The organism is Massilia agilis (assembly GCF_024756255.1).
Lineage (GTDB): Bacteria > Pseudomonadota > Gammaproteobacteria > Burkholderiales > Burkholderiaceae_D > Telluria > Telluria agilis.
This window is the reverse complement of record NZ_JANUHB010000007.1, coordinates 55,702-77,805: the sequence shown is the minus strand read 5'-3', so window position 1 is coordinate 77,805 and position 22,104 is coordinate 55,702. Positions and strand designations below refer to the sequence as shown.

At 67.1% G+C, this 22,104-nt stretch carries 17 protein-coding genes; 5 read left to right on the top strand and 12 right to left on the bottom strand.

What is annotated here, in order from left to right; all coding sequences use genetic code 11:
- Window positions 1-34: 34 nt before the first annotated feature.
- Entirely contained in the window at window positions 35-676 is a 642-nt protein-coding gene (locus tag NX774_RS21860; RefSeq protein WP_258824405.1) for an ArsR/SmtB family transcription factor, read from the top strand.
- Window positions 677-682: 6 nt separating this feature from the next.
- On the opposite strand, the gene NX774_RS21855 is transcribed toward NX774_RS21860, so the two are convergent.
- On the bottom strand, window positions 683-2,143 hold the full coding sequence (locus NX774_RS21855) for an APC family permease (RefSeq protein ID WP_258824404.1): 1,461 nt from the start codon (window positions 2,141-2,143) through the stop codon (window positions 683-685).
- Window positions 2,144-2,366: 223 nt separating this feature from the next.
- Between NX774_RS21855 and hmpA the strand changes: the two genes are divergently transcribed.
- Complete coding sequence (gene hmpA, locus NX774_RS21850; RefSeq protein ID WP_258824403.1) at window positions 2,367-3,560, top strand: NO-inducible flavohemoprotein; 1,194 nt, start codon at window positions 2,367-2,369, stop codon at window positions 3,558-3,560.
- A 47-nt stretch (window positions 3,561-3,607) separates the two neighbouring features.
- Here the strand turns inward: hmpA and NX774_RS21845 are convergent, their stop codons facing one another.
- From NX774_RS21845 to NX774_RS21795, 11 genes are all read right to left on the bottom strand, one after another.
- Entirely contained in the window at window positions 3,608-4,468 is an 861-nt protein-coding gene (locus tag NX774_RS21845) for a head GIN domain-containing protein (RefSeq protein ID WP_258824402.1), read from the bottom strand.
- A 228-nt stretch (window positions 4,469-4,696) separates the two neighbouring features.
- Window positions 4,697-5,815: an NADH:flavin oxidoreductase/NADH oxidase gene (locus NX774_RS21840; protein ID WP_258824401.1), complete on the bottom strand. Its 1,119-nt coding sequence runs from the start codon at window positions 5,813-5,815 to the stop codon at window positions 4,697-4,699.
- Between the two features lie 189 nt (window positions 5,816-6,004).
- The gene (locus NX774_RS21835) at window positions 6,005-7,006 is read right to left on the bottom strand and encodes a succinylglutamate desuccinylase (protein ID WP_258824400.1); all 1,002 of its coding nucleotides are present in this window, start codon (window positions 7,004-7,006) and stop codon (window positions 6,005-6,007) included.
- Window positions 7,006-11,709 carry an NAD-glutamate dehydrogenase domain-containing protein gene (locus tag NX774_RS21830; protein WP_258824399.1) on the bottom strand — a complete coding sequence of 1,568 codons (4,704 nt, stop codon included), beginning with the start codon at window positions 11,707-11,709 and terminating at the stop codon, window positions 7,006-7,008. Before NX774_RS21830 ends, NX774_RS21835 begins: the two co-directional genes overlap by 1 nt.
- Before the next feature lie 193 nt (window positions 11,710-11,902).
- Window positions 11,903-13,246 carry an N-succinylarginine dihydrolase gene (astB, locus tag NX774_RS21825; protein WP_258824398.1) on the bottom strand — a complete coding sequence of 448 codons (1,344 nt, stop codon included), beginning with the start codon at window positions 13,244-13,246 and terminating at the stop codon, window positions 11,903-11,905.
- Complete coding sequence (gene astD / locus NX774_RS21820) at window positions 13,246-14,715, bottom strand: succinylglutamate-semialdehyde dehydrogenase (protein WP_258824397.1); 1,470 nt, start codon at window positions 14,713-14,715, stop codon at window positions 13,246-13,248. Before astD ends, astB begins: the two co-directional genes overlap by 1 nt.
- A complete protein-coding gene (astA, locus tag NX774_RS21815) occupies window positions 14,708-15,742 on the bottom strand; it encodes an arginine N-succinyltransferase (protein ID WP_258824396.1) in 1,035 nt (344 codons plus the stop codon). Before astA ends, astD begins: the two co-directional genes overlap by 8 nt.
- A gap of 12 nt (window positions 15,743-15,754) precedes the next feature.
- The gene (locus tag NX774_RS21810; RefSeq protein WP_258824395.1) at window positions 15,755-16,786 is read right to left on the bottom strand and encodes an arginine N-succinyltransferase; all 1,032 of its coding nucleotides are present in this window, start codon (window positions 16,784-16,786) and stop codon (window positions 15,755-15,757) included.
- A gap of 162 nt (window positions 16,787-16,948) precedes the next feature.
- Complete coding sequence (locus tag NX774_RS21805) at window positions 16,949-18,193, bottom strand: acetylornithine/succinyldiaminopimelate transaminase (protein WP_258824394.1); 1,245 nt, start codon at window positions 18,191-18,193, stop codon at window positions 16,949-16,951.
- A 268-nt stretch (window positions 18,194-18,461) separates the two neighbouring features.
- Entirely contained in the window at window positions 18,462-19,403 is a 942-nt protein-coding gene (locus NX774_RS21800) for a GlxA family transcriptional regulator (protein WP_258824393.1), read from the bottom strand.
- Between the two features lie 21 nt (window positions 19,404-19,424).
- Window positions 19,425-20,327: a DMT family transporter gene (locus tag NX774_RS21795; RefSeq protein WP_258824392.1), complete on the bottom strand. Its 903-nt coding sequence runs from the start codon at window positions 20,325-20,327 to the stop codon at window positions 19,425-19,427.
- A gap of 99 nt (window positions 20,328-20,426) precedes the next feature.
- On the opposite strand from NX774_RS21795, the gene NX774_RS21790 reads away from it, so the two are divergent.
- From NX774_RS21790 to NX774_RS21780, 3 genes are all read left to right on the top strand, one after another.
- The gene (locus tag NX774_RS21790) at window positions 20,427-20,885 is read left to right on the top strand and encodes a MarR family winged helix-turn-helix transcriptional regulator (protein WP_258824391.1); all 459 of its coding nucleotides are present in this window, start codon (window positions 20,427-20,429) and stop codon (window positions 20,883-20,885) included.
- The gene (locus tag NX774_RS21785) at window positions 20,882-21,163 is read left to right on the top strand and encodes a hypothetical protein (protein WP_258824390.1); all 282 of its coding nucleotides are present in this window, start codon (window positions 20,882-20,884) and stop codon (window positions 21,161-21,163) included. The genes NX774_RS21790 and NX774_RS21785 overlap by 4 nt, the downstream gene beginning before the upstream one ends.
- Window positions 21,164-21,232: 69 nt before the next feature.
- Entirely contained in the window at window positions 21,233-22,066 is an 834-nt protein-coding gene (locus NX774_RS21780; protein WP_258824389.1) for an HDOD domain-containing protein, read from the top strand.
- The last annotated feature ends 38 nt before the right edge of the window (window positions 22,067-22,104 follow it).

The following is a 22,104-nucleotide window of genomic DNA, read 5'->3' as shown; positions in this document are numbered from 1 at the left end:
TGACCCCGTGCCCGGCATTGCCGAGACTACTCGCATGACAACGAATCGAAGCATCAAGGACGCGCTCTACGAGCAAGTGGCGCGCATCGGCAAGGCGGCGGCCAGTCCAAAGCGGCTGGAGCTGCTCGAACTGCTGTGCCAGTCGCCCAAGACGGTGGAAGTGCTGGCGCAGGACGCGGGCATCAGCGTCAAGCTGGCCAGTGCGCACCTGAAGGAACTGAAGGCGGCGCGCCTGGTCGATGCCGAGCGCCAGGGACGCTTTGTCCTCTACCGCCTGGCAAGCGAAGATGTCGCCCGCTTCTGGGTGGCGATCAGGCTGCTGGCCGAAGACCGCCTGTTCGAATTGCAGGAAGCGCTGCGCGGCCTGCGCGCGGCCACGCATGAATGGGAAGGCAACAGCCGCGACGACCTGCTGGCCAAGGCACGGCGTGGCGACGTGGTGGTGATCGACGTGCGGCCCGCCGAAGAATTCGAGGCAGGCCACTTGCCGTTTGCGCGCTCGATGCCCGTCGCGGAGCTGAAAACGCGGCTGTCCGAGCTGCCCCGGGACAAGCCGGTGATCGCCTATTGCCGCGGGCCGTTTTGCCTGATGTCGGCCGACGCCGTGCGCCTGCTGCGCCGGCACGGCATCGACGCCGTCCAGCTGCAGGAAGGCGTGGCCGAGTGGGCGGCCTGACGCCGCTTAGCGGTGGTTCAGCCGGCTGTTGCGCACGCCATACACGAAGTAGGTAATGATCGCCACCGTCATCCAGATCGCGAACACGCGGAAGGTGGTGTGCGACAGGTCCTTCATGATGTACAGGCAGGCCAGGATCGACAGCCCGGGCACGACATAGGGCCCGAACGGCACGCGGAAGCCCTTGCGTACGCCCTCGCCCTGCTTCTTGCGGATCACCGGCACCGCGATCGAGACCACGATGAACGCGGTCAGCGTGCCCATGCTTACCATGTCCCACAGGAAGGTCGAATCGACCAGGCCGGCCACGATGCCGACCACGACCGACACGATCACGGTGTTGCTCACCGGCGCCAGCGTGCGCGGGTTGACGGTCTGGAAGGTCTTGGGGATCAGGCCATCGCGGCTGATCGCGTACAGGATGCGGGTCTGGCCGTAGATCGTCACCAGCGTCACCGAAAACACCGAGATCACCGCGCCTGCCGACAGAATCAGCGCCGGCCAGGCCTGGCCGGTCACGTTCTGCAGGATCACCGACAGTCCCGCCTCCTGCCCTTCGAACAGGGCGGCCGGCTGGGCGCCGAGCGCTGCCACCGCCACCAGCATATAGAACACCGTCACGATGCCCAGCGCCAGCAGAATGCCGATCGGAACGTCGCGGGTCGGGTTCCTGGTTTCCTCGCCCGCCGTGGCAATGGTGTCCAGGCCGATGAACGAAAAGAACACGGTGCCGGCGGCCGCCGTCACGCCTGCCATGTCGCCCAGCCCCTTGGTGCCCGCGAAGAACGGATGGAAGTTGTTGATGTTAAAGCCGCTGAAGGCGATCACCGAGAAGAACACCAGGATCGCCAGCTTGATCAGCACCATGATCGCGTTGGTGGTGGCCGACTCGCGCGTGCCGCGGATCAGCAGCACGCAGCACAGCACCACCAGCAGGATGGGCGGCAGGTTGATGTGGCCGAAATGGAATTCCGTGCCCGCCTTGCCGGAAACGATCATCGGCGAGCGCAGCGCTTCGGGGATCTGCCAGCCCGCCGCGTTGTGCAGGAAATTGTTCAAATAGTCGGACCAGCCGATCGCCGTGGCCGACGCCGCCAGGCCGTATTCGAGCAGCAGGCAGGCCGCCACCACGAAGGCGCCGAATTCGCCCACCGTGGCGTAGGCAAACGAATACGAGGAACCGGACGCGGGCACGCGATCGGCCAGCTCGGCGTAGCACAGCGCCGTCAGGCCGGCGGTGAGCGCGGCCAGCAAGAACGACAGTACGACCGACGGCCCGGCCTTGGGCACCGCCTCCACCATGGTGAAGAAAATGCCGGTGCCGATGGTCGCCCCGACACCGATCATGGTCAGCGGAAACAAACCCAGCGTGCGACCGAGCCGGTTGCCGTCGTGGCCATGGCCCTCGTCCAGTGTGCGCTCTGCGGTTTTGGTGCGGGTCAGCTTTTGGCTCAGTGTCGTCGTCAAGGCGTGTCCTTTTGTCGCGCTGGTCGCAGGCAACGGGATCTCCGCGGCCCAAAGCCCGGATTATAGGGGTAATGCGCATGCGAAAGAAAAAACTTTCCTTAAACATTCATAAGTTCTGCATCTTTTGCGATACAATCCTGCCCCTGCCCTGCTCGCCCATGACCAGCGGGCATTTTTTCAGTCCAAAAACATGCATATTGCATGAACGTATCGAGGAATTCGAATGATCTCCGCCGCATCGCGTCCGTACATCGACGCCAGCGTGCCGGTCCTGCGAGAGCACGGCCTGGCCATCACGACCACCTTCTACCGCAACATGTTTGCCGCCCATCCTGAACTGACCAACCTGTTCAATATGGGCAACCAGGCTGCCGGGAAGCAGCAGCAATCGCTCGCCTCGGCCGTGTTTGCCTACGCGGCCAACATCGACAATGCCGCCGCCCTCGGGCCGGTGGTCAAGCGCATCGTGCACAAGCACGCCTCGGTCGGCATCAAGGCCGAACACTATCCGATCGTGGGCCACCACCTGCTGGGCGCGATCAAGGAAGTGCTGGGCGAAGCGGCCACGCCCGAACTGATCGCCGCCTGGGCCGAGGCCTACGGGTCGCTGGCCACGCTGCTGGTGGACGCCGAGCGCGCGATGTACGACGAAGCAGGCGTCGCGGCGGGCGAAACCCGCGCCATGCGCGTCACCGGCGTCACCCGCGAGAGCGAAACCGTGCTGTCGATCCGCCTGGTGCCGGAAGATGGCGCACCACTGCCACCGTTCGCCGCCGGCCAGTACGTGAGCGTGGCCGTGGACTTCGGCGACGGGCGCCGCCAGCTGCGCCAATACAGCCTGTCGGACGCACCGGGCCAGGACAGCCTGCGCATTTCGGTCAAGCGCGAGGACGGCGCCGGCGGCGTGCCGGCCGGCGCGGTGTCGAACTGGATCCACGCGAACGTCAAGCCTGGCAGCGTACTGCAGGTGACCCACCCGTTTGGCGAATTCACTCCGGACACCGAGTCGATCGACCCGGTGGTGCTGCTGTCGGCCGGCGTGGGCATCACGCCGATGATCGCGGCGCTCGACCGCATCGCCCAGGTGAACCCCGAGCGCCGCGTGATCTTTGCGCACGCAGCCGTCGATGCGGCGCATCACGCGCACCAGGCCGACATCGCGGCGGCCAAGGCGCGCATGCCCTACCTGCACGTGGTGACGTTCTATGAAGAGGTGGGCAGCGACGCCACGGCGCTGCCGGGACGGATGGACCTGGCCCGGCTGCCCGGGTGGCCGCTGTCGGAGACCAACGTGTACATGTGCGGTCCGCTGCCGTTCATGCAGGAGCAGTGGAACGCGCTGCTGGCCGCCGGCGCCCCGGCCGCACGCCTGCACCGCGAAGTGTTCGGGCCGGACCTGCTCGACAACCTGCTGTAAATGTAGGGTGGGCAGGTCCTCCTGCCCACGCGGCCAACCAAAGCCGTTCAGTCGACCAGCCGCACCGACTTGCCGCTGATATTGCGCTCCGCCGGATTGCCGCGCACGCGGATCGGCCCCGAGCCGGTGGTCTGTGCCAGCAGCGTTTGGCGCACGTTGGCGTAAATGCCGCCCGAGCCGCTGGTGGACAGGTCGGCGCGATCGCTCGTCAAGCCTTCCAGTTCCGCGTTACCCGATCCGGTGGTGCGCACGTTCAGCACACGCACCATGCCGCGTGCCTGCACCTGGCCCGAGCCGTGGATGCCGATCGTCGCATGGTCACCACGCAGTTCGCCGGCGATCAGGCTGCCCGACCCATTCACCTTCAGTTCCGCGCCGGCCGAGCGCAGGCGGCTTGCATCCAGCCGGCCCGACCCGTTCAGGCGCGCATCGAACTGGTCGACGTCGCCGGCCAGCTCCACCGCACCGGAGCCGTTCAATTGCACGCTCAGCGGCGCGCCGTTCAGGCCCAGCACGGTAACGCGGCCCGATCCGTTCGAATGCAGCTCGGTCAGGCGCGGCACCGTGTAGGTGATGTGGACCGGATTGCGGCTGCGGATGCGGTCGGCGTAGATGTTCAGGGTGTCGCCGCTGCTGTCGGTATGGATCAGCGGCAGCAGGTTCGAATCGGCCTCCACCACCAGCGAAGGCGCGGGGCCGACGCGCACGTCGACCACCATCGCGCCGTTCACGCGCAGGTGCTGGAAGCTGCCGATCACGCGCTCGTCGCGCGCAGAAATGCCGTTGCCTTCGACAGCGGGGTCGCTGCTGAAGGCAGTACGGACGTGAACGTCGCCATCGTTGGGGCTGACGATGATGGCGCACCCGCCCAGGACAGCGAGGCAGGCGATGGAAATCAGTTTGCGCATGAGGGGGCCTTTTTCGTTATTTGTATCAGCTGGCCTCAAGGACCATGCTGTCACTTTAACCAGCCCCCCGTCACGCCGCATCGTCGTTGCGACGAGCTGCAGGATTTGCGTGCTGAAGCGTCAAAAGTGCGGACCAGTGGAGATGACCCACGTAGGGTGGGCTCTCGAGCCCACGCGGCACATGCGGCGCGTGATCGGCCGCGTGGGCACGAGTGCCCACCCTACCTGTCAGCGCTGCCCCAGCTTGGTCGGCCCGAACAGGTTCTTGAGCTGGTGCGGCTGCGAACGCCAGTACTGCGGCGGCGCCGACACCTGCGCGCCCAGCTCCGCGGCGGCGTGCCACGGCCAGCGCGGGTCGTACAGGATCGCGCGCGCCAGCGCCACCATGTCGGCCTGGCCCGACTGGATGATCGTCTCGGCCTGCAACGGCTCGGTGATCAGGCCCACGCCGATGGTCGGCATGCTGGTCTCGGCCTTGACGCGGGCCGCGAAGTCGATCTGGTAGCCCGGGCCGAGCGGAATCTTCTGCTGCGGCGACAGGCCGCCGCTGGATACGTGGATGAACTGGCAGCCCAGTTTTTCCAGCTCCCTGGTCAACACGAGGCTCTGCTCCAGGTCCCAGCCGCCCTCGACCCAGTCGGTGGCCGAAATGCGCATGCCGACCACCATCGGCGCCGGCACGGCGTCGCGCACGGCCTTGAACACCTCCAGCGGGAAGCGGATGCGGTTTTCCAGCGATCCGCCGTATTCGTCGGTGCGCCGGTTCGACAGCGGCGACATGAACTGGTGCAGCAGGTAGCCGTGGGCGCCGTGCAGCTCGATGGCGTCCAGTCCCAGCACATGGGCGCGCCGGGCCGCGGCGGCAAAGCCTTCCTTGATGCGCGCCAGCCCTTCCTTGTCCAGCGCCACCGGCACGGTGTCGCCTTCGGCATGCGGGAGCGCGGACGGCGCAACGGTCTGCCAGCCGCGCGGATTATCCACCGGCAGGTTGGCGCCGCCCTGCCACGGTACTTCGCTCGACGCCTTGCGCCCGGCATGGCCAAGCTGGATGGCGATCTTGATCGGCGAATAGCGGCGCATCGATTCGATGGCAGGCTTGAGCGCCTGTGCATGCGCGTCCGACCACAGGCCCAGGTCATCCGGCGAGATACGGCCTTCCTGCGTGACGGCGGTCGCCTCGATGATCAACAGCCCCGCGCCCGACAGCGCCAAGTGGCCGAGATGGATGGTGTGCCAGTCGGTGGCCATGCCGTTGCCGTCGGCCGAGTACTGGCACATCGGCGCGATCGCGATGCGGTTTTCCAGTTGCAGCGGGCCGAGTGCGATGGGCGTGAAAAGCTTGCTCATGAAGACTCCCGTGTTTGCGAAACAGCTAGTCTAGCGCGCACGGGAGAAGTCTGCTGTGGGTGCACCGGAATGCACCAATAGTGTAAAACCCGTCGTTCCCGCGCAGGCGGGAACCCATGCTGAGCGAATTGGCACGCGATCTATGGGTTCCCGCCTGCGCGGGAACGACGTGTTACGGTTACGAGGGACTCAGGCGACGCGAACGACCATCAGGCCGGCCCGCAGGCCGACCCGCACGTCCGGATTGGGGAACACGACCAGTTCTTCGTCGTGCTGAACGGTATAAACAGTATTGCCGTCGGTGGCGATCACCTCGCCACGCTTGAGCGCCGTGAAGTTCTGCGTCTCGCGTCCAACGCTCATGCGGAAAGCGTCGGAATGCTTGACGATTTCCTGCACCTGCTTGAACACGTGCGGCATCTTCTCCGCCTGCCGCTGCGGCTCGCCGCGCAGCAGCCGCTCCAGCGCGGCCGCAACGCCGGCAAACTGCGACAGGTCGTTCTGCCCCAGCGTGCCGATGCGCCCCAGCTCCACCGTGCTGGCTGCCGCGCCGTGGTGCTCGGCGCAGTGGTAGCTGTAGGTGCCGGAGGACTTCGGGTTCATGATGACCGCGCCGATGGCCGCTTCTCCAAGCCAGCCGACCAGCGCCTGCTTGCGGTCCTGTTCAATCAGCTCGGGCACCACCGCAAACGTCGGGTAGTGCGAGGCGCGGATCGCCGTGTGCAGGTCCAGGTGCCAGCGCACCGGCCCTGCCCCGTCGAAGAACGCGGCGGAGGCCGCAATCATCGCGTCCGCCCGCGATGCCTCGGCGGTGCCAGCCAGCGCGCCGCGCTGCGCCCGGAACATGCGATTGAGGTCGGCGTCGATGAAACGCTTGCCCGCGCGGATCGCGTCGATGTTCCCGACACACAGCATCAGGTCCACCGCCAGCTGCTGCGGCGCGCGCGACAGCGCCTCGACCGCGTGCGCGACCATTTCGATCGGCCCGGTCTCGTCGCCGTGCACGCCCACCGACAGCAGCACGGCGGGACGTGTGCCGGCATCGGCCGACTTGACGGTCATGATGCCCCTGGCGGGCAGCGCGACCGCAAAGCCGGCGTCGCGAAAGCGCTGCGCGACCGTGCCGAAATCCGCTTCGGCCAGTGCGCGCACCGCTTCCGGCAGCGCGTTGCTTGGCTGGGAGCTCAGCATCAGGCGGCGATGCGATCCGGGCTGGTGCCCTCGGACAGCGCCCACACGTCGAGCATGGCCTGCTCCAGGTCCGTCGGCAGGGTGTAGCCGGCCAGGCCACGCTCCTGCATCACGGCGCGCACGGCAGCCATCGCGTCGCCGCCCTTGGCGCGCTCCAGCACCTGCATCAGCAGGCGTTGCTGGGCGCGGCGCAGGGCCTGCATCGCGTAGTTGCGCAGCTGTTCCTGCGACTTGCTGGTCGCCGGCAGCTTCAGGCCGCGCTCCAGGTTGTCGATGCCGGCGGCCTGGCGCAGGGCCATGCCAACCTGCAGGAACTGCGGCAGCGACATGCCAACCGCACGCTGTACAGACACCGCCGCGAACAGGAAGGTCGACAGCGAGTCGATGGTATCGACCTCCTTCCATGCCTGCACGAAGTCCTGCGGCAGGCCGGCGTGGCCGTCGGCCTCCAGCTTGGCCGGCATCAGCTGGCGCACCTGGTCCGCTTGCGCGAACAGGTTGGACAGCTCCTGCATGCCGTCGGCGCCGCCCGGCAGCGACAGCACGCCTTCGATCACGGCGCGCAGCATGGCGCGGGTGCGCATGTCCACGATCACCGAGACGTCGCGCGGCACGTTCAGCGCGTCGGCGTCGAGCGCGTGGAACACCGGCTCCAGGTGCAGCGCGGCCCAGGCACGGCCGAAGCCCTTGATCACCTCGGCTTCGTCCACGTGGTGCTCGGTGGCCAGGTCGCGCAACATCAGCGGGCCGCAGCGGTTGACCGATTCATTGGCCAGCACGGTCGCCAGGATGGCGTTGGCCAGCGGGTGCGCCAGCGGATCGCGCTTGGCCACCAGCTGCGCCGGGAAGTATGGGAGCAGCACGGTGCGCGCCCACGGCAGCTCGGTCAGCGGCAGGGTCGCCAGGATGCGCTTGAAGCGGTTCTTGACGTTGGCGATCACCACCGCCAGTTCCGGCGCGGTCAGGCCCAGGCCCAGCGCCTTGCGGCGTGCCAGCTCGGCGTCGGTCGGCAGCTGCTCCAGGTCGCGCGATACGGCGCCTTCGCTCTCCAGGCTGGCGATCAGCGCGGCGTAGCCATCGACCACCGAGGCGTTCGACTGCGCCTGCACTTCGCGCACCAGCAGGTGGGTCTGCAGCTTGTTGTCGCGCAGGACCAGGTCCTCGATGTCGCCGGTCATGGCGGTCAACAGGTGGTTGCGGTCCGCTTCGGACAGCTCGCCGGCGTTCACCTCGGTGTCGAGCCAGATCTTGACGTTGACCTCGTGGTCCGAGCAGTCCACGCCGGCCGAGTTGTCGATCGCATCGGTGAAGATGCGGCCGCCCGCCAGCGCGAACTCGATACGGCCGGCCTGGGTCGCGCCCAGGTTACCGCCCTCGGCCACCACCTTGCAGCGCAGCTCATTGCCGCTGACGCGGATGTTGTCGTTGGCGCGGTCCTTCACCTGCGCGTTGGTCTCGGTCGAGGCCTTGATGTAGGTGCCGATGCCGCCGTTGTAGAACAGGTCCACCGGCGCCAGCAGGATGCGGTGCATCAGCTCTTCCGGCGTGAGCGTGGTCTCTTCGATATCCAGCGCCTCGCGCACCTGCGGCGAGAGCTCGATATGGCGCGCGCTCCTCGGGAACACGCCGCCGCCGGCCGAGATCAGCGACTTGTCGTAGTCTTCCCACGACGAGCGCGGCAGCGCGAACATGCGCTGGCGCTCCTTGAACGACGCTTCGCAGTCCGGGTTCGGGTCAAGGAAGATGTGGCGGTGGTCGAACGCGGCGAGCAGCTTGAGCTTGCGCGACAGGAGCACGCCGTTGCCGAACACGTCGCCCGACATGTCGCCCACGCCCACCACGGTCACCGGGGTGGTGTTCATGTCGTGGCCCATCTCGTAGAAGTGGCGCTTGACCGCTTCGAATGCGCCCTTGGCGGTGATGCCCATCTTCTTATGGTCGTAGCCGTTCGAGCCGCCGGAAGCGAACGCGTCGCCCAGCCAGAAGCCGCGCTTGACCGCGATGCTGTTGGCGATGTCCGAGAACGTTGCAGTGCCCTTGTCGGCGGCAACCACCAGGTACGGGTCGTCCTGGTCGTAGCGCACGGTATCAGCGGGCGGCACGATCGCGCCGCGCACGCGGTTGTCGGTCACTTCGAGCAGGCTCGAGATGAACAGGCGGTACACTGCCTCGCCTTCCGCCGCCACCACTTCGCGCGCGGCGTCCTTGGGCATCATCTTGCAGATGAAACCACCCTTGGAACCGGCCGGCACGATGACGGCGTTCTTGACCATCTGCGCCTTCACCAGGCCCAGCACCTCGGTGCGGTAGTCTTCCATGCGGTCCGACCAGCGCAAGCCGCCGCGGGCCACCGGGCCGCCGCGCAGGTGCACGCCTTCGAAGCGGCGCGAGAACACGTAGATTTCGCGGAACGGGCGCGGTTCCGGCACCAGCGCCAGGTGGCTGGTGTCGAACTTGAAGATGATCTTGTCGCTGCCCGCTGCCTCGGCCTGGAAGTAGTTGGTGCGCACGGTGGCCAGCGCCAGGTCCACCAGCGCGGCGAAGATCTCTTCGGTGTCGGCGTGGTTGACCGATGCCAGGCCAGCCTTCAATGCCTGCAGCTTGTCGGTGCCGGCGGCACGTTCCTGTTCGGAGAGGGCCGGGTTGAAGCGCTGCAGCACGCCATTGACCAATTCCTTGGCCAGATCCGGGCGCGAGCGCAGGGTCTCGGCCATGTAGCGCACGGTGAACTTGCTGCCGGCCTGGCGCCAGTAGCTGATGTACGCGCGCACCAGCTGCACCTGGCGCAGCGACAGGCCGCCCAGGATCGCCAGCCCGTTCAGGCGGCCGTCCTCGGCTTCGTCGTTGAACAGCGCCGTGAACAGCTCCTCGGCCACCGGCGCGATGCCCGGCTTGGCCAGGTTGGCGGCAGAATCAAGATCGGCGGCCAGGCTGGTCACGTAGTGGCGTGCGCCGTCGGAGGTGGTGATCGCGAAGGTCTGCTCGCGGTCGATTGCCACGCCGGCATTGTGCAGCGCCGGCAGGATGCGCGACAGCGAAGGCACGGTGTCGCCGGTGTACAGGCGCACCGACGCGTTGGTGCCGTCGGTCTCGACGCGCACGGTCACGTGGTTCGACTGGCCGTTCTTGAGCACGGCCTGCAGGTCGCGGAAGGCCACTTCCGGCGGGGTCGCGGTCACGTAGTTGACCGGCAGGGTCGGCACCAGCTTCTTGAGCGCGTTGCGCGGGCCGGCGTCGTCCAGCGTGTTGACCAGGGTCGCAAAGCGGTCGTGCCAGCCGTCCAGCACCGACAGCAGCGGCTTCTGGATGTCGGTTTCCAGGTCCAGCGGGTAGCGCGCGGCGTGCGCGGTCAGGTACACGCGGGCCAGCGGGCCATCGGCCACCAGGGTTTGCGAACGCACTTCACGCGCGCCCGAGCTGGCCTTGAGTGCTTCGGCCAGCGATGCGGCCACTGCGCTGGAGAAGCGCTCGCGCGGCAGGTACACCAGCACGTTCAGGTGGCGGCCGTACACGTCGCGGCGCGCGAACACCTTGGCGCGCGGCTGCTTGTACAGCGACACCACCGAGCTGCACACCTGTGCCAGCCATTCCGGATCGGCTTCCAGCGCCTCGGTGCGCGGCAGCGATTCGAGGATCTCGACGAACTTCTCGGCGCGGAAGCCTTCCTGGCGCACGCCGGCGATCGACAGCACCTTGGCCACGCGGCCGCGCGCGAACGGCAGGCGCGCCAGCGGGGTGGAGGTGGCGGCGCGGGTGAACAGGCCCACGAAGCAGTGCAGGCCGAGGATGTTGCCCTGCGAGTCGGCGTTGCGCACGCCGATGAAGTCCAGCGGCTGGTCGCGGTGCAGCGTGCCCTCGGCGTCGGCCTTCACGATCGACAGCGATTCGTTGAATTTGGCGAGCGTCTCGACGTCGCCCGGGATGTTGGCGATGCAGGTGCCGTACACCGGGTGCGCCGTATCCTGCAGCACGCCGGTGCGGCTGGGGATGTCGCGCTCCAGTTCCTTGGCGCCCGGCTTGGCCACGTAGTAGGCGTAGCCGAACGCCTCGAAGCCTTCGTTCTTGGCCCATTCCAGGAATGCGGCCACTTCCTGGCCTGCGGGCGTGCCGCTGGCGGCAGCGGCGGCTGCCACCGCGGTCATGCGGTCGGCCATGGCGACGGCGTCGCGGTGCACGATGGACGCGTCATTGGCCACCATGCGGATGCGTGCGGTCAGTTTGTCCAGTTCGTCGAAAGACAGGTCCTCTGCCAGCAGGCACAGCACGTAGGACTCGAGCGGCGCGCCGGTTTCGCCCACCGACTGCACCATGCCGTTCGCGTCGCGGCGCACGGCCAGCACGGCGTTCATCACGCCGGCGGCGGCGATGCGCTCGCGGCGCAGGGCCATCACGAACGAGTCCACCAGGTAGGGCATGTCGTCATTCAGGATCAGCAGGGCGGTCGCCATGCCTCCGCGGCCGTCCGAATAGCGCATTTTCGCGATCTGGCAGCTGCTGCCCTGGCGCTGGGCGACCTGGGTGAAGCCGTCCCACAGCACCGGCGCGAGGCTCTCGGGCGCGGTGCCGGCCAGGTCTTCTTCGTCGAGCGATTCGATCCAGGCGCTGATCAGGGTGCGCACCTCCTGGGTGGCACCGGCAGCGCCCTGGCTTGCGCTCACCAGAGCCAGTGTCTGGGCACGCAAATCTTGAGGCATGTCTTTCATGTTGCTTCTCCAAAGCGTAGATATTGTTGCCGGTCGGGCGCGGGCTTGTGGCCTTTGCCCTGTCGGCTTTGTTGGGGACGGGGTTGGCCCGTCCGAATCCATCGGCTCCCTTATCCTGGGAGCATCATTAGCGTGCTATTAGAACATGCCGTGCGGGTGGAATCACCTTGAACACGGCCATCTTTTTTCAAATTCACGACAAGTCGTAAAGACCAGGCAGGCCCAGGATCGTCTCCAGTTCCGCCAGCGCGGCCATGCATTCGGTCGCCAGCTGCGGGTCGGCCAGGTCCTTGGGCTCGATCCGGTCGCGGTAGTGCTTTTCCACCCATGGCACCAGGCGCGCATACAGCGCCTCGGTCATGATCACGCCCTGGTGCATCGCGCGCGCTTCTTCGTCGGTGAGGACGACGCGCAGGCGCAGGCACGCCGGGCCGCCGCCGTTGCGCATGCTCTGGCGCAGGTCGAACTCGACCAGCTCGTCGACAGGGCCGCCGCTGGCGGTCAACTGGGCCAGGTAGCGCGCCACCGCAGGGTTCTCGTGGCACTCGTGCGGCACCACCAGCGCCATCTTCCCGTCCGGCTTGGACAGCAGCTGGCTGTTGAACAGGTAGCTCGCCACCGCGTCGGCCACCGGCACGTCGGCGCTGTCCACGCGGATTGCGGTGAGCCCGGCGCCCACGTTTTCCATGGCGACGCGCAGCGCGGCCAGCGTGTCCTGCTCGTCGGCGAAGGCCTGCTCGTGGTAGAACAGCACGTTGCCGTTGCCAACCGCGATCACGTCGTTGTGGAACACGCCCTGGTCGATCACCGCCGGGCTCTGCTGGGCGAACACGACCTGCGCCGGGTTCAGCCCGTGCAACCGCGCGACCGCCTGCGATGCTTCGAGCGTCTGGCGTGCCGGGTATTTTTTCGGGAACGGGGCGGACGGGTCGAACTCGACGCGGCCATACACGAAGAACTCCACGCCCGCGCTGCCATGCTCGCGCGCCAGGCGCGTGTGGTTGGCCGCACCCTCGTCGCCGAACGCCGGCGTGGGCGGCAGCGCATCGTGCACCACGAAGCGCTCCTGGTCGGCGAAGATCGCGCGCAGCGAGCGCGTGGCCTGCAGGTGCTCTTCCGAGCGGTGCAGCTTGTTGTTCAGGTTCGCCGCGGTGAAGTGGACGCGGCCATCCAGCGTGTCGGCCGAGGGGCTGACGGTGGCGGCATTGGCGGTCCACATCGGGGCGGCCGAGTAGGCACAGGCCAGGATCACCGGCGCATCGCGCCACGCCTGGGCCAGCACGTCGGCGTCGGTACCGGAAAACCCGATCGCGCGCAGCATGCGAAAGTTGGGACGCGCCTGCGGCGGCAGCAGTGCCTGCGCAAAGCCGCGCTGGGCCAGCGCGCGCATCTTGGCCAGCCCCTGCAGCGCGGCCTGGCGCGGATTGGACATGCTGCGCACGTTGCTGAACGAGGCCACGTTACCGAACGAGAGCCCCGCATAGTTGTGCGACGGCCCGACCAGCCCGTCGAAGTTGAATTCGCGCGCGCCCAGCATCAGATCACCAGCCCCGGCGACAGCTTGGCCGGCATCTCGAGTTCGGCCGCCTCGATCGAAGCGACCGGGTAGGCGCAATAGTCGGCGGCGTAGTAGGCACTCGGGCGGTGGTTGCCCGACTTGCCGACGCCGCCGAACGGCGCCGAGCTGGCGGCGCCCGTGGTCGGGCGGTTCCAGTTGACGATGCCGGCGCGCGCCTTGACGGCAAAGCGCTTCCACAGCTCTTCCGACGGCGACAAGAGCGCCGCGGCGAGACCGAATTCGGTGGCGTTGGCGACCTTGATCGCCTGGTCGAAGTCCTTCACGCGGATCACCTGCAGCAGCGGGCCGAACCACTCCTCGTCGGGGATGCCCTTGGCATCGGTCACGTCCACGATGCCGGCGGTGACAAAGCCCGCGTCCGGGTTCAGCTGGCGCATCTGCAAGAGCACCTTGCCGCCCTTCTCTGCCATGTCGGCCTGCGCCTTCACCAGGCGCGCAGCGACGGCGGCGGATACCACCGGGCCCATGAACGGCTGCGGGTCCGCGTTGGAAGGCCCGACGGCAAGCTTGGCCGCCACCTCGACCAGGCGGTCGATGAAAGCCTGGCCTTCGGGCGTATCGTGCACGATCAGGCGGCGCGCGCAGGTGCAGCGCTGGCCGGCCGAAATGAAGGCCGACATCACCGCGTGGTGCACGGCCGCGTCGATGTCCTTCACGTCCCACACCACCAGCGGGTTGTTCCCGCCCATCTCCAGCGCCAGCATCTTGCTGGTCTGGCCGGCGAACTGCTTGTGCAGCGCGGCGCCGGTCTGGCTGCTGCCGGTGAACAGCACGCCGTCGATCAGCGGGTTCTGGCCCAGCGCCACGCCGGTGTCGCGGCCGCCGTTGACGAGGTTGAGCACGCCCGCGGGCAGGCCGGCCTTCTCCCACAGCTGCACGGTTTTCACGGCGGTGCGCGGCGCGTATTCGCTGGGCTTGAACACCAGCGTGTTGCCCGCGATGAGGGCCGGGACAATGTGACCGTTGGGCAGGTGGCCCGGGAAGTTGTACGGGCCGAACACGGCGAACACGCCGTGCGGGCGGTGGCGCAGCACGGCATTGCCGTCCGCGACCTTGGCGGCGGTCTCGCCGGTGCGCGCGTTATACGAGGCCACCGAGATGTCGATCTTGTTGGCCATGGTGGCCACTTCGGTGCGCGCTTCCCACAAGGGCTTGCCCACTTCCTCGGCGATGGTGGCGGCGAGAGTCTCGGCGTTTTCCTTCAGCAGGTCGCGAAAGCGCTGGCAGATCGCGATGCGCTCTTCCAAAGGCGTGAGCGCCCAGTCCTCGAACTTGTCATGCGCGGCTTGCGCCGCACGGGCCACGTCATCCGCGGTCGATTCGTTGCTGGTCCAGGTCTGGCGCCCGGTGGACGGGTCGATCGTCGCCAGCAAGGGACCACTGCCGGCTTGCCATTCGCCGTTGATGTAATTCGACAGGTTAGCCATTGGTGTTCTTCCTTACGTTGAGTGACAGCGTGCGCACCTGGTCGCCCGCCTGGCAATGCAGCTGCGACAGCTCTTGCGCGGTCAGCGCAATGCGCGGCTCGCCCGGGCAAGCCTGGGTCAGCACCATGCGAAAGTCGTCCAGCTTCGTGTTCGATACCAGCACGTGGTCGGTCTCGCCCTCCGGCCGGCCTTCTTCGGCCACGGCCAGCACGCTGTCGCGCACCGCGCGCAGCTCGGACACGCGGCCCTGCAGCACCGGGCCGGCATCGAAGATGTCGATGTAGCCCTCGTAGTGCATGCCCTCGTGCTCCAGCAGCTTGCGCGCCGGGAGCGTGGAGCGGTGCACCTGGCCGATCGCGTCCTGCGCCTCCTGCGGCAGGTAGGCCACGTACAGCGGCTGGCGCGGCATCAGCTCGGCGATGAACGACTTCTTGCCGAGCGCGGTCAGGCCATCCACGTGGTTGAAATCCATCTTGAAGAAGTGGCGCCCCAGTCCTTCGTAGAACGGCGAGGTGCCATCATCGGCCTGGAAACCGCGCATTTCGGCGATGATCTTTTCGGTGAACAGGTGCGCGAACTGGGCGATGAACAGGAAGCGGCTCTTGGACAGCCATTTGCCGTTGAAGCCCGCACGGTACTCGGGCAGCAGGAACAGCGAGCACAGTTCCGACGATCCGGTCAGGTCGTTGGACAGGTACAGCGTGTCCATGCGGGTGAACACGCCGAGCTCGCGGCTGGAGTGCACCAGGGTGCCGATGCGGTAGTTGTAGAACGGCTCGGTCAGGCCGACGGCGCCCTTGATCGCGCACACGCCGGCAATGCGGCCGGCGCTGGTGTCTTCGAGCACGAACATGTAGTCGCGCTCTTCCGGCGGGATCGCCTGCGCGAACGAGGCGACGGCGCAGGTCACGCGCGCGCCCAGCATTTCGCGGTCGGGCTTCAGGGTGGTCATGCCGCTGCCCACCTGGCGCGCCAGGTCGATCAGGGCGTCCAGGTCATCGGCTTGGATGGCACGGATAAGGAGCATGGGCTTCCTCTTTCAGATTCGCACGCAGATGACGTTCTCGCCCGGTTCCACCTTCAGCGCGCGTTGCGCTTCCAGCGGCAGGCAGATCGTCTCGCCCGTGTCGGCCGAGGGGCAGGCCACGGTCACGGCGCGGAAATGGTTTTCGCTGCTGGCCACCGCGTAGTTGACCAGCGCATCGGGCGCACTGGCGGTCTCTTCGCAGGTCGCCACGCGGCGCATCATCGAGCCGGCGAACGAGCGCAGCGCGTTCTTGTGCGCCAGCAGGATCGGGCCGCCGTCGAAGATGTCGATGTATTCGTCCGACTCGAAGCCCTCTTCGGCCAGCAAGTTGAACGCGAGCTGGCCGCTGGGGTGGATCTGTCCCATCGCCGCCTGCGCGTCGCCAGGCAGCAGCGGCACATACACCGGATAGTGCGGCATGAGCTCGACGATCAAGGTGCGGTTGCGGGTGCCGCCGGTGACGCGCTCGGCATCGAGGAAGTCCATCTTGAAGAACTTGCGGCCCAGCGCATTCCAGAACGGCGCCTGGCCGTCTGAATCGGTGACGCCGGCCAGCGGCACGAAGAAGCGGTCGCCGAAGCGGTGCGGCGCCAGCACGGCGAACAGCAGGCGCGCGCGCGACAGCAGCGCGGCCTCGGCGCCGGCGTTGTCGCCCTCGCGCACGTAAAAGCCGGACAGCTGCGAATACGCGGTCAGCTCGGAGCACAGGGTCAGCGCATGCACGCTGTGGCTGATGTTGAGGTCGCGCGAGACCTGCTGGATGACGTCGTTGCGGAAGGCGAAATAGGTGCCGTTCGACCCGGCCGAGGCGTGGATCGCGGCGGTGCCGACGATCTCGCCACTGGCCGTATCCTCCAGCACGAACATATACGACTCTTCGCTCGGGATATCGACGTGCGCGCCGAACGACGCGATCGAGCGCTCGACCGACGCGGTCAGCTTTTCGCGCGTGCGCGGCAGGGTGTGCACTCCCGGCATCGGCAGCGCGGCCAGGGTCTCCAGGGCGCCGACATCCGCTAGTTCCACCGGACGGACTACAAACATGTGAACTCCCAAATGTGCGTGCGAAAGGCCGGCGCCGCCAGCTCTCGCTCGTCGTACCGGCGAAAGCCGGCACCCATGCTGAGCAGAGCCGGGACGCCCGCGGCAACTGGCCGCAAACTCAGCATGGGTCCCGACTTGCGTCGGGACGACGTGCGTAGTGGCTCAGGCCGCGGCCAGGAATTCGTCGGCCGCCTTGCGCATGATGCGGTCGGCATCGGCGATCTGCGCGTCGGACACGATCAGCGCCGGCGCCAGGCGGATCACGTCGGGACCGGCCACCAGCAGCATCAGGCCCAGCTTTTCGGCGGTCTTGGTGTAGTCCTTGGCCTTGCCCTTGTAGCCTTCGGCCATCGGCAGGCCGATCAACAGGCCCTTGCCGCGCACCTTGCCGAACAGCTGCGGGTAGTCGGCGGCCAGCTTTTCCAGGTTGGCGAAGATCTTGGCGCTGGCTTCCTTCACACGCGCCAGGAAGGCCGGCTGGTTGATCGTCTCGATCACGTTCAGCGCCACGGTCGAGGCCAGCGGGTTGCCGCCGTAGGTGGTGCCGTGCGCGCCGACGTTGAAGTACTGGGCGATCTCGTTGGTGGTCAGCATGGCGCCGATCGGGAAGCCGTTGCCCAGCGCCTTGGCCGAGGTCAGGATGTCCGGGGTCACGCCCACGTTCATGTAGTCGTACAGGGCGCCGGTGCGGCCCACGCCGGACTGCACTTCGTCGAAAATCAGCAGCGCGCCGGTCTTGTCGCACAGCTCGCGCAAGGTCTTGAGGAACTCGATGTCGCCCGGGATCACGCCGCCTTCGCCCTGGATCGGCTCGACGATCACGCACGCCACGTCATCGGTAATGGCGGCGCGTGCCGACTCGATGTCGTTGTATTTGATGTGGTTGATTTCCGGCGGCAGCGGCTCGAAGCCTTCGGTGTACTTGGCCTGGCCGCCCACCGAGACGGTGAACAGGGTGCGGCCGTGGAACGAGGACAGGCAGGACACGATGCGCGATTTGTGCGGGCCGAATTTGCCGTGCGCGTACTTGCGTGCCAGCTTGAGCGCCGCTTCGTTGGCCTCGGCGCCCGAGTTGCAGAAGAACGCGCGGTCGGCGAAGGTCGCTTCGGTCAGCGCCAGGCCCAGGCGCAGCACGGGCTCGTTGGTGTAAGCATTGGACAGGTGCCAGACGGTCTTGAGCTGGGCGGTGAGCGCTTCGGTCAGCTGCGGGTTGGCGTGGCCGAGGCTGCAGACCGCAATGCCCGAGGTGAAGTCGAGGTAATGCTTGCCTTCCTGGTCCCACACGTCCAGGCCCGAGGCGCGCACCGGCACGAAATTGGCCGGGGCGTAGGTCGGGACGAGGACCTCGTCGAAGGTCTGCCGAGTGACAGGCCGTGTGGTGACACCCGAATCAAGCTTTGCGTTCATGGCTATTCCTCATCCAATCTGATCAAAAGGGATGCGCGGACTCCTCCGCCGCGCAGTCAGGCCATTATAGGAACGCAACTACGCAGATTCTTTTCAATCTGCGACAGGCATTTTCATATTTAGTCGAACAACAAGGTTATTTGAGTTAGCTTAAAGCCGCCGTCCCGGCGAAGGCCGGGACCCATGCTGATTGTGCGGGCCCGCGGCGTTGTTCTTCCGGCAAGCAAGCGGTCTATAGGTTCCCGCCTCCGCGGGAACGACGTTGGAGCTACTGGGCGAGTTTGCGCTGGCGCTCTTCGCGTGGGGTATTGCCGAACAGGGCCCCGAAAGCCGTCGAAAAGTGCGACCCGGACGAGAAACCGCACATCAGCCCCACCTGCACGATGGAGTGGTTGGTGTCGAGCAGCAGCTGCCTTGCGCGCTTGAGCCGTAGCTCCAGGTAATAACGCGACGGCAATGTCCCCAGGTACTGCTTGAACAGCCGTTCCAGCTGCCGCCGCGAGATGCCCGCCAGTTGGGCGATCTCGTCGGTGGACAGCGGCTCCTCGATATTGGCTTCCATCAGCGTAACCGCCTCGGTCAGCTTGGGCTGCAGCGCCCCGAAGCGCGCCTGCAGCGCCACCCGTTGGCGCTCTTCCGGGCCGCGCACGCGGTCCACGCACAGCACTTCTTTCACCTGCGCCTGCACCGATGAGCCGAACAGCGTCTCGACCAGGGTGAGCGCAAAATCGATGCTGGCCGCGCCGCCGCAGCAGGTCAGCTTGGCGCCATCGACCTCGTACAGGTGGGGCGTGAACACGGCCTGGTCGGCGATGTCGCCGGCTTCCGCGTACAGCGACCACGGCAGCGCCGCGCGCACGCCATCCAGCGCGCCCGCGTCGGCCAGCCACAGCACGCCCGCCCCGACCCCGCCCCAGAACGGCGCGGCCCGGCAGCGCTGCACCAGGGCGCGCATGTTGGCGGGCTTGAGCCCGCTTTCGGATTCGTCCGCCACCAGCAGCACGATGTGCCAGGGCCGGGCGGCGTCGGCGGTGAATTTGTCGGGGCTGCGGATGTCCACGTGCAGCCGCTCCGGGCCGACGCTCTTGGCTGCCAGCCGCAGCGGCTGCACCAGTCCCGACCACGTCAGCGCGTCGGGCGCGCCCGCGTTCAGCAGCAACACGCGCAGCGGCCTTTCCTGCGCAAGGCGGGACAGGTCAGCGTGCTGCATGAAAGCGCGGGGACAGGGTCATTACTCGGGGGCGAGCGCGCCCGCGGGACGGCTCTCGGAATTCCATTGGCTGACTATCATACCGGAGATCAACAAGGCCGCGCCGAGCCAGCCGCGGGCCGTCAGTTCCTCGCCCAGCCAGAAGAAACCGAACACCGCCGCCGCGCCCGGCTCGAAGGCATACACGACCGCCGCCTCGTTGGCCGTGGTGCGCGACTGCCCCCACGACTGCAGCGAGATGATGGCCGCGGTAGCCACCACGCCCAGGTAGGCGAAATTGATCCAGTAGCGGCCGGTGGTCTGGCCCAGGTAGGCCCAGTAATTGGCCACGTCGTCCGCGCCGCGCGGCACTTCGCGCGCGAACAGCCAGAGCGCCGCGAACACGGCCACGGTCGTGATCTGGCTGGCCGTCACCGACAGCAGCCGGGTGGCGCGCTGCGTGCGCACTTCCATCACCTTGACGTAGGCGCCGAACGACAGGGCCGACAGCAGCGCCAGCGTGTCGCCCCGGCCCCAGCCGCCGCCATCCCAGCACAGCGCGGTCAGGCCGCCGATGGCCAGCAGCAGCGCCAGCACGATGCGCCGCTCGGGCAGGCGCCCGCCGATCACGCCCAGCAGGGGCACCACCAGCACGTTCAGGCCGCAGATGAAGGCGTTGCGGTTGGAGGTGGTCAGCGTCAGCCCTTCAACCTGGAAAATGAAGCAGAAAAACAACAGGAAGCCGAGGATCATGCCCGACCACAAGTCGTCGCGGCGCGCCTTCCACAAGAACGGCGCCAGCAGCACCGCGGCCAGCGCAAAGCGGACCAGGATGATCCACACCGGCGAGAAATTCGCCGTCAATTCCTTCATGGCAGGGAAAGTCGTGCCCCAGACCATGGTGACGACGAACAGGGCAAGGATGCCGGAAAGCTGGCGGTTCATGAGACTTGGTGCTATTGATAAAGGGTCTATGGTAACCGTCCCGCTCGCAAAACGCGAACGGCCGGGCATCAACCTGCGGCGGGAAGCTATAATCAATCCATGGGGGAACGATACTTACGCAGCATTCGCCTGCTGGCCGAATGCCTGCAGGGCTTCGAACGCCACACCGGGGAATCCGTGCGCGCCTGTGGGCTGACGCACGCCCAGTTCGACATCCTGGCCACGCTTGGCAACACCGCCGGGATGAGCTACAAGGAACTGGGCGAGCGCACCCTGATCACCAAAGGCACGCTGACGGGCGTGATCGAGCGCCTGGAGCAGAAACACCTGGTCGAGCGTGAACGCAGCAGCGGCGACAAGCGTTCGTTCTTCGTACGCCTCACGCCGCAGGGCCAGGCCCTGTTTGGCGAGGTGTTCCCCCAAGTCGTCGAGCACGGCAAGAAGCTGTTCGCCAACTACGGCGCGGCCGATTTCGACCAGCTGGACGAGGCGCTCTTAACCCTGCGGCAACGCATGGCGGACGCTGCGACCAACCACGAAACAAAGGAGCCATCTTGAAAACGACCCTGCTCGAGGGCAAAAAGCCCGCCCATTTCGACAAACACATCATCGGCAACCTGCTGCTGGACGTCGCGCCGGTGGAGGAAGTGCGCCAGGAAAAGCTCCTGATCGGCGTGCGCAACGAGGCCGGCGAGATCTACCGCCTGATCGGCGCGACCAAGCACAACAGCTTCATGAACGCGGTCGAGGAGCTGTTCGACCTGGGCCTGGTGGACGAGCTGGAAGACACCGAGGAAACGCGCGATGGCTGCGACGCGATCTTCAGCGAACCCTGACCCTTTCCGAAAAATTCCCTCCGGCAACATTTCCCGAGGGTTGTGATTTACCGGGAGTATAATTTCCCGATGGACAGAATCGACGCTCTCAAGGCTATCGCCGGCCAGGCCCAGCGCGGAGAGCTCGCGTTCCCCACCAGTGTGGACGCGACGCTCAAGCTGCAGCGCGCGCTGGCGGACCCGGACTGTCATCTCGAGGCGGCGGCCAGGCTGGTCCAGGCCGAGCCGGTGCTGGCCGCGCGCACCGTGGCCATCGCCAACTCCGCCGCCTACAACCACACCGGCCACGACGTCACCAACGTCAACGCGGCGGTGCAGCGGGTCGGCTTTCGCACGCTGGGCGCGCTCGCTTCGTCGGTGATCGTGCGCCAGCTGGCCGGCGAGCTGACCGATCCGCTGCTGCGCGCCAAGGCCGACCAGCTGTGGCAGCACAGCGCCCACGTGGCCGCGCTGGCGCAGGTGCTGGCGCGGCGCGTCTCGCGCGTCGATTCCGATACCGCCCTGTTTGCCGGCATTGTGCACGAGGTCGGCGGTTTCTACTTGCTCTCGCGCGCCGCCGAATTCCCGGGACTGCTGGACGATTGCACCGACGACTGGCTCGATCATGGCGAGGTGCCGATCGGCCGCGCGGTGCTGCTCAAACTCGGCGTGCCGGCGCCGGTGACGGGCGCGATCGAAGCGCTGTGGAACGGCATGCGCGCGCTGCCGCCCGAAACGCTGGGCGACACCCTGCTGCTGGCCAACGACCTGGCCCCGGTCGCCTCGCCACTGCATGAGCGGCCCGGCGCCACCACGGCCCAGGGCGCCACCACCATCGACCTGACCTCCGGCGAAGGGACGCTGGCCCGCGTGCTGGCGGAATCCGCGGACGAGGTCCGCAGCCTGGCAGCCGCCCTGCTCTGACACCCGGCCGCTTCCCGCAGGAACGCGGCGACGCCGGC

What these genes read in the sequence shown, in the direction of transcription:
- hmpA (WP_258824403.1), top strand. Translation starts at nt 2,367, where the DNA reads ATGATCTCCGCCGCATCGCGTCCGTACATCGACGCCAGCGTGCCGGTC.
- NX774_RS21845 (WP_258824402.1), bottom strand. Translation starts at nt 4,468, where the DNA reads ATGCGCAAACTGATTTCCATCGCCTGCCTCGCTGTCCTGGGCGGGTGC.
- astB (WP_258824398.1), bottom strand. Translation starts at nt 13,246, where the DNA reads ATGCTGGGCGCGCGCGAATTCAACTTCGACGGGCTGGTCGGGCCGTCG.
- NX774_RS21830 (WP_258824399.1), bottom strand. Translation starts at nt 11,709, where the DNA reads ATGAAAGACATGCCTCAAGATTTGCGTGCCCAGACACTGGCTCTGGTG.
- NX774_RS21805 (WP_258824394.1), bottom strand. Translation starts at nt 18,193, where the DNA reads ATGAACGCAAAGCTTGATTCGGGTGTCACCACACGGCCTGTCACTCGG.
- NX774_RS21795 (WP_258824392.1), bottom strand. Translation starts at nt 20,327, where the DNA reads ATGAACCGCCAGCTTTCCGGCATCCTTGCCCTGTTCGTCGTCACCATG.
- astA (WP_258824396.1), bottom strand. Translation starts at nt 15,742, where the DNA reads ATGCTCCTTATCCGTGCCATCCAAGCCGATGACCTGGACGCCCTGATC.
- NX774_RS21780 (WP_258824389.1), top strand. Translation starts at nt 21,233, where the DNA reads ATGGACAGAATCGACGCTCTCAAGGCTATCGCCGGCCAGGCCCAGCGC.
- astD (WP_258824397.1), bottom strand. Translation starts at nt 14,715, where the DNA reads ATGGCTAACCTGTCGAATTACATCAACGGCGAATGGCAAGCCGGCAGT.
- NX774_RS21840 (WP_258824401.1), bottom strand. Translation starts at nt 5,815, where the DNA reads ATGAGCAAGCTTTTCACGCCCATCGCACTCGGCCCGCTGCAACTGGAA.
- NX774_RS21800 (WP_258824393.1), bottom strand. Translation starts at nt 19,403, where the DNA reads ATGCAGCACGCTGACCTGTCCCGCCTTGCGCAGGAAAGGCCGCTGCGC.
- NX774_RS21790 (WP_258824391.1), top strand. Translation starts at nt 20,427, where the DNA reads ATGGGGGAACGATACTTACGCAGCATTCGCCTGCTGGCCGAATGCCTG.
- NX774_RS21810 (WP_258824395.1), bottom strand. Translation starts at nt 16,786, where the DNA reads ATGTTTGTAGTCCGTCCGGTGGAACTAGCGGATGTCGGCGCCCTGGAG.
- NX774_RS21835 (WP_258824400.1), bottom strand. Translation starts at nt 7,006, where the DNA reads ATGCTGAGCTCCCAGCCAAGCAACGCGCTGCCGGAAGCGGTGCGCGCA.
- NX774_RS21860 (WP_258824405.1), top strand. Translation starts at nt 35, where the DNA reads ATGACAACGAATCGAAGCATCAAGGACGCGCTCTACGAGCAAGTGGCG.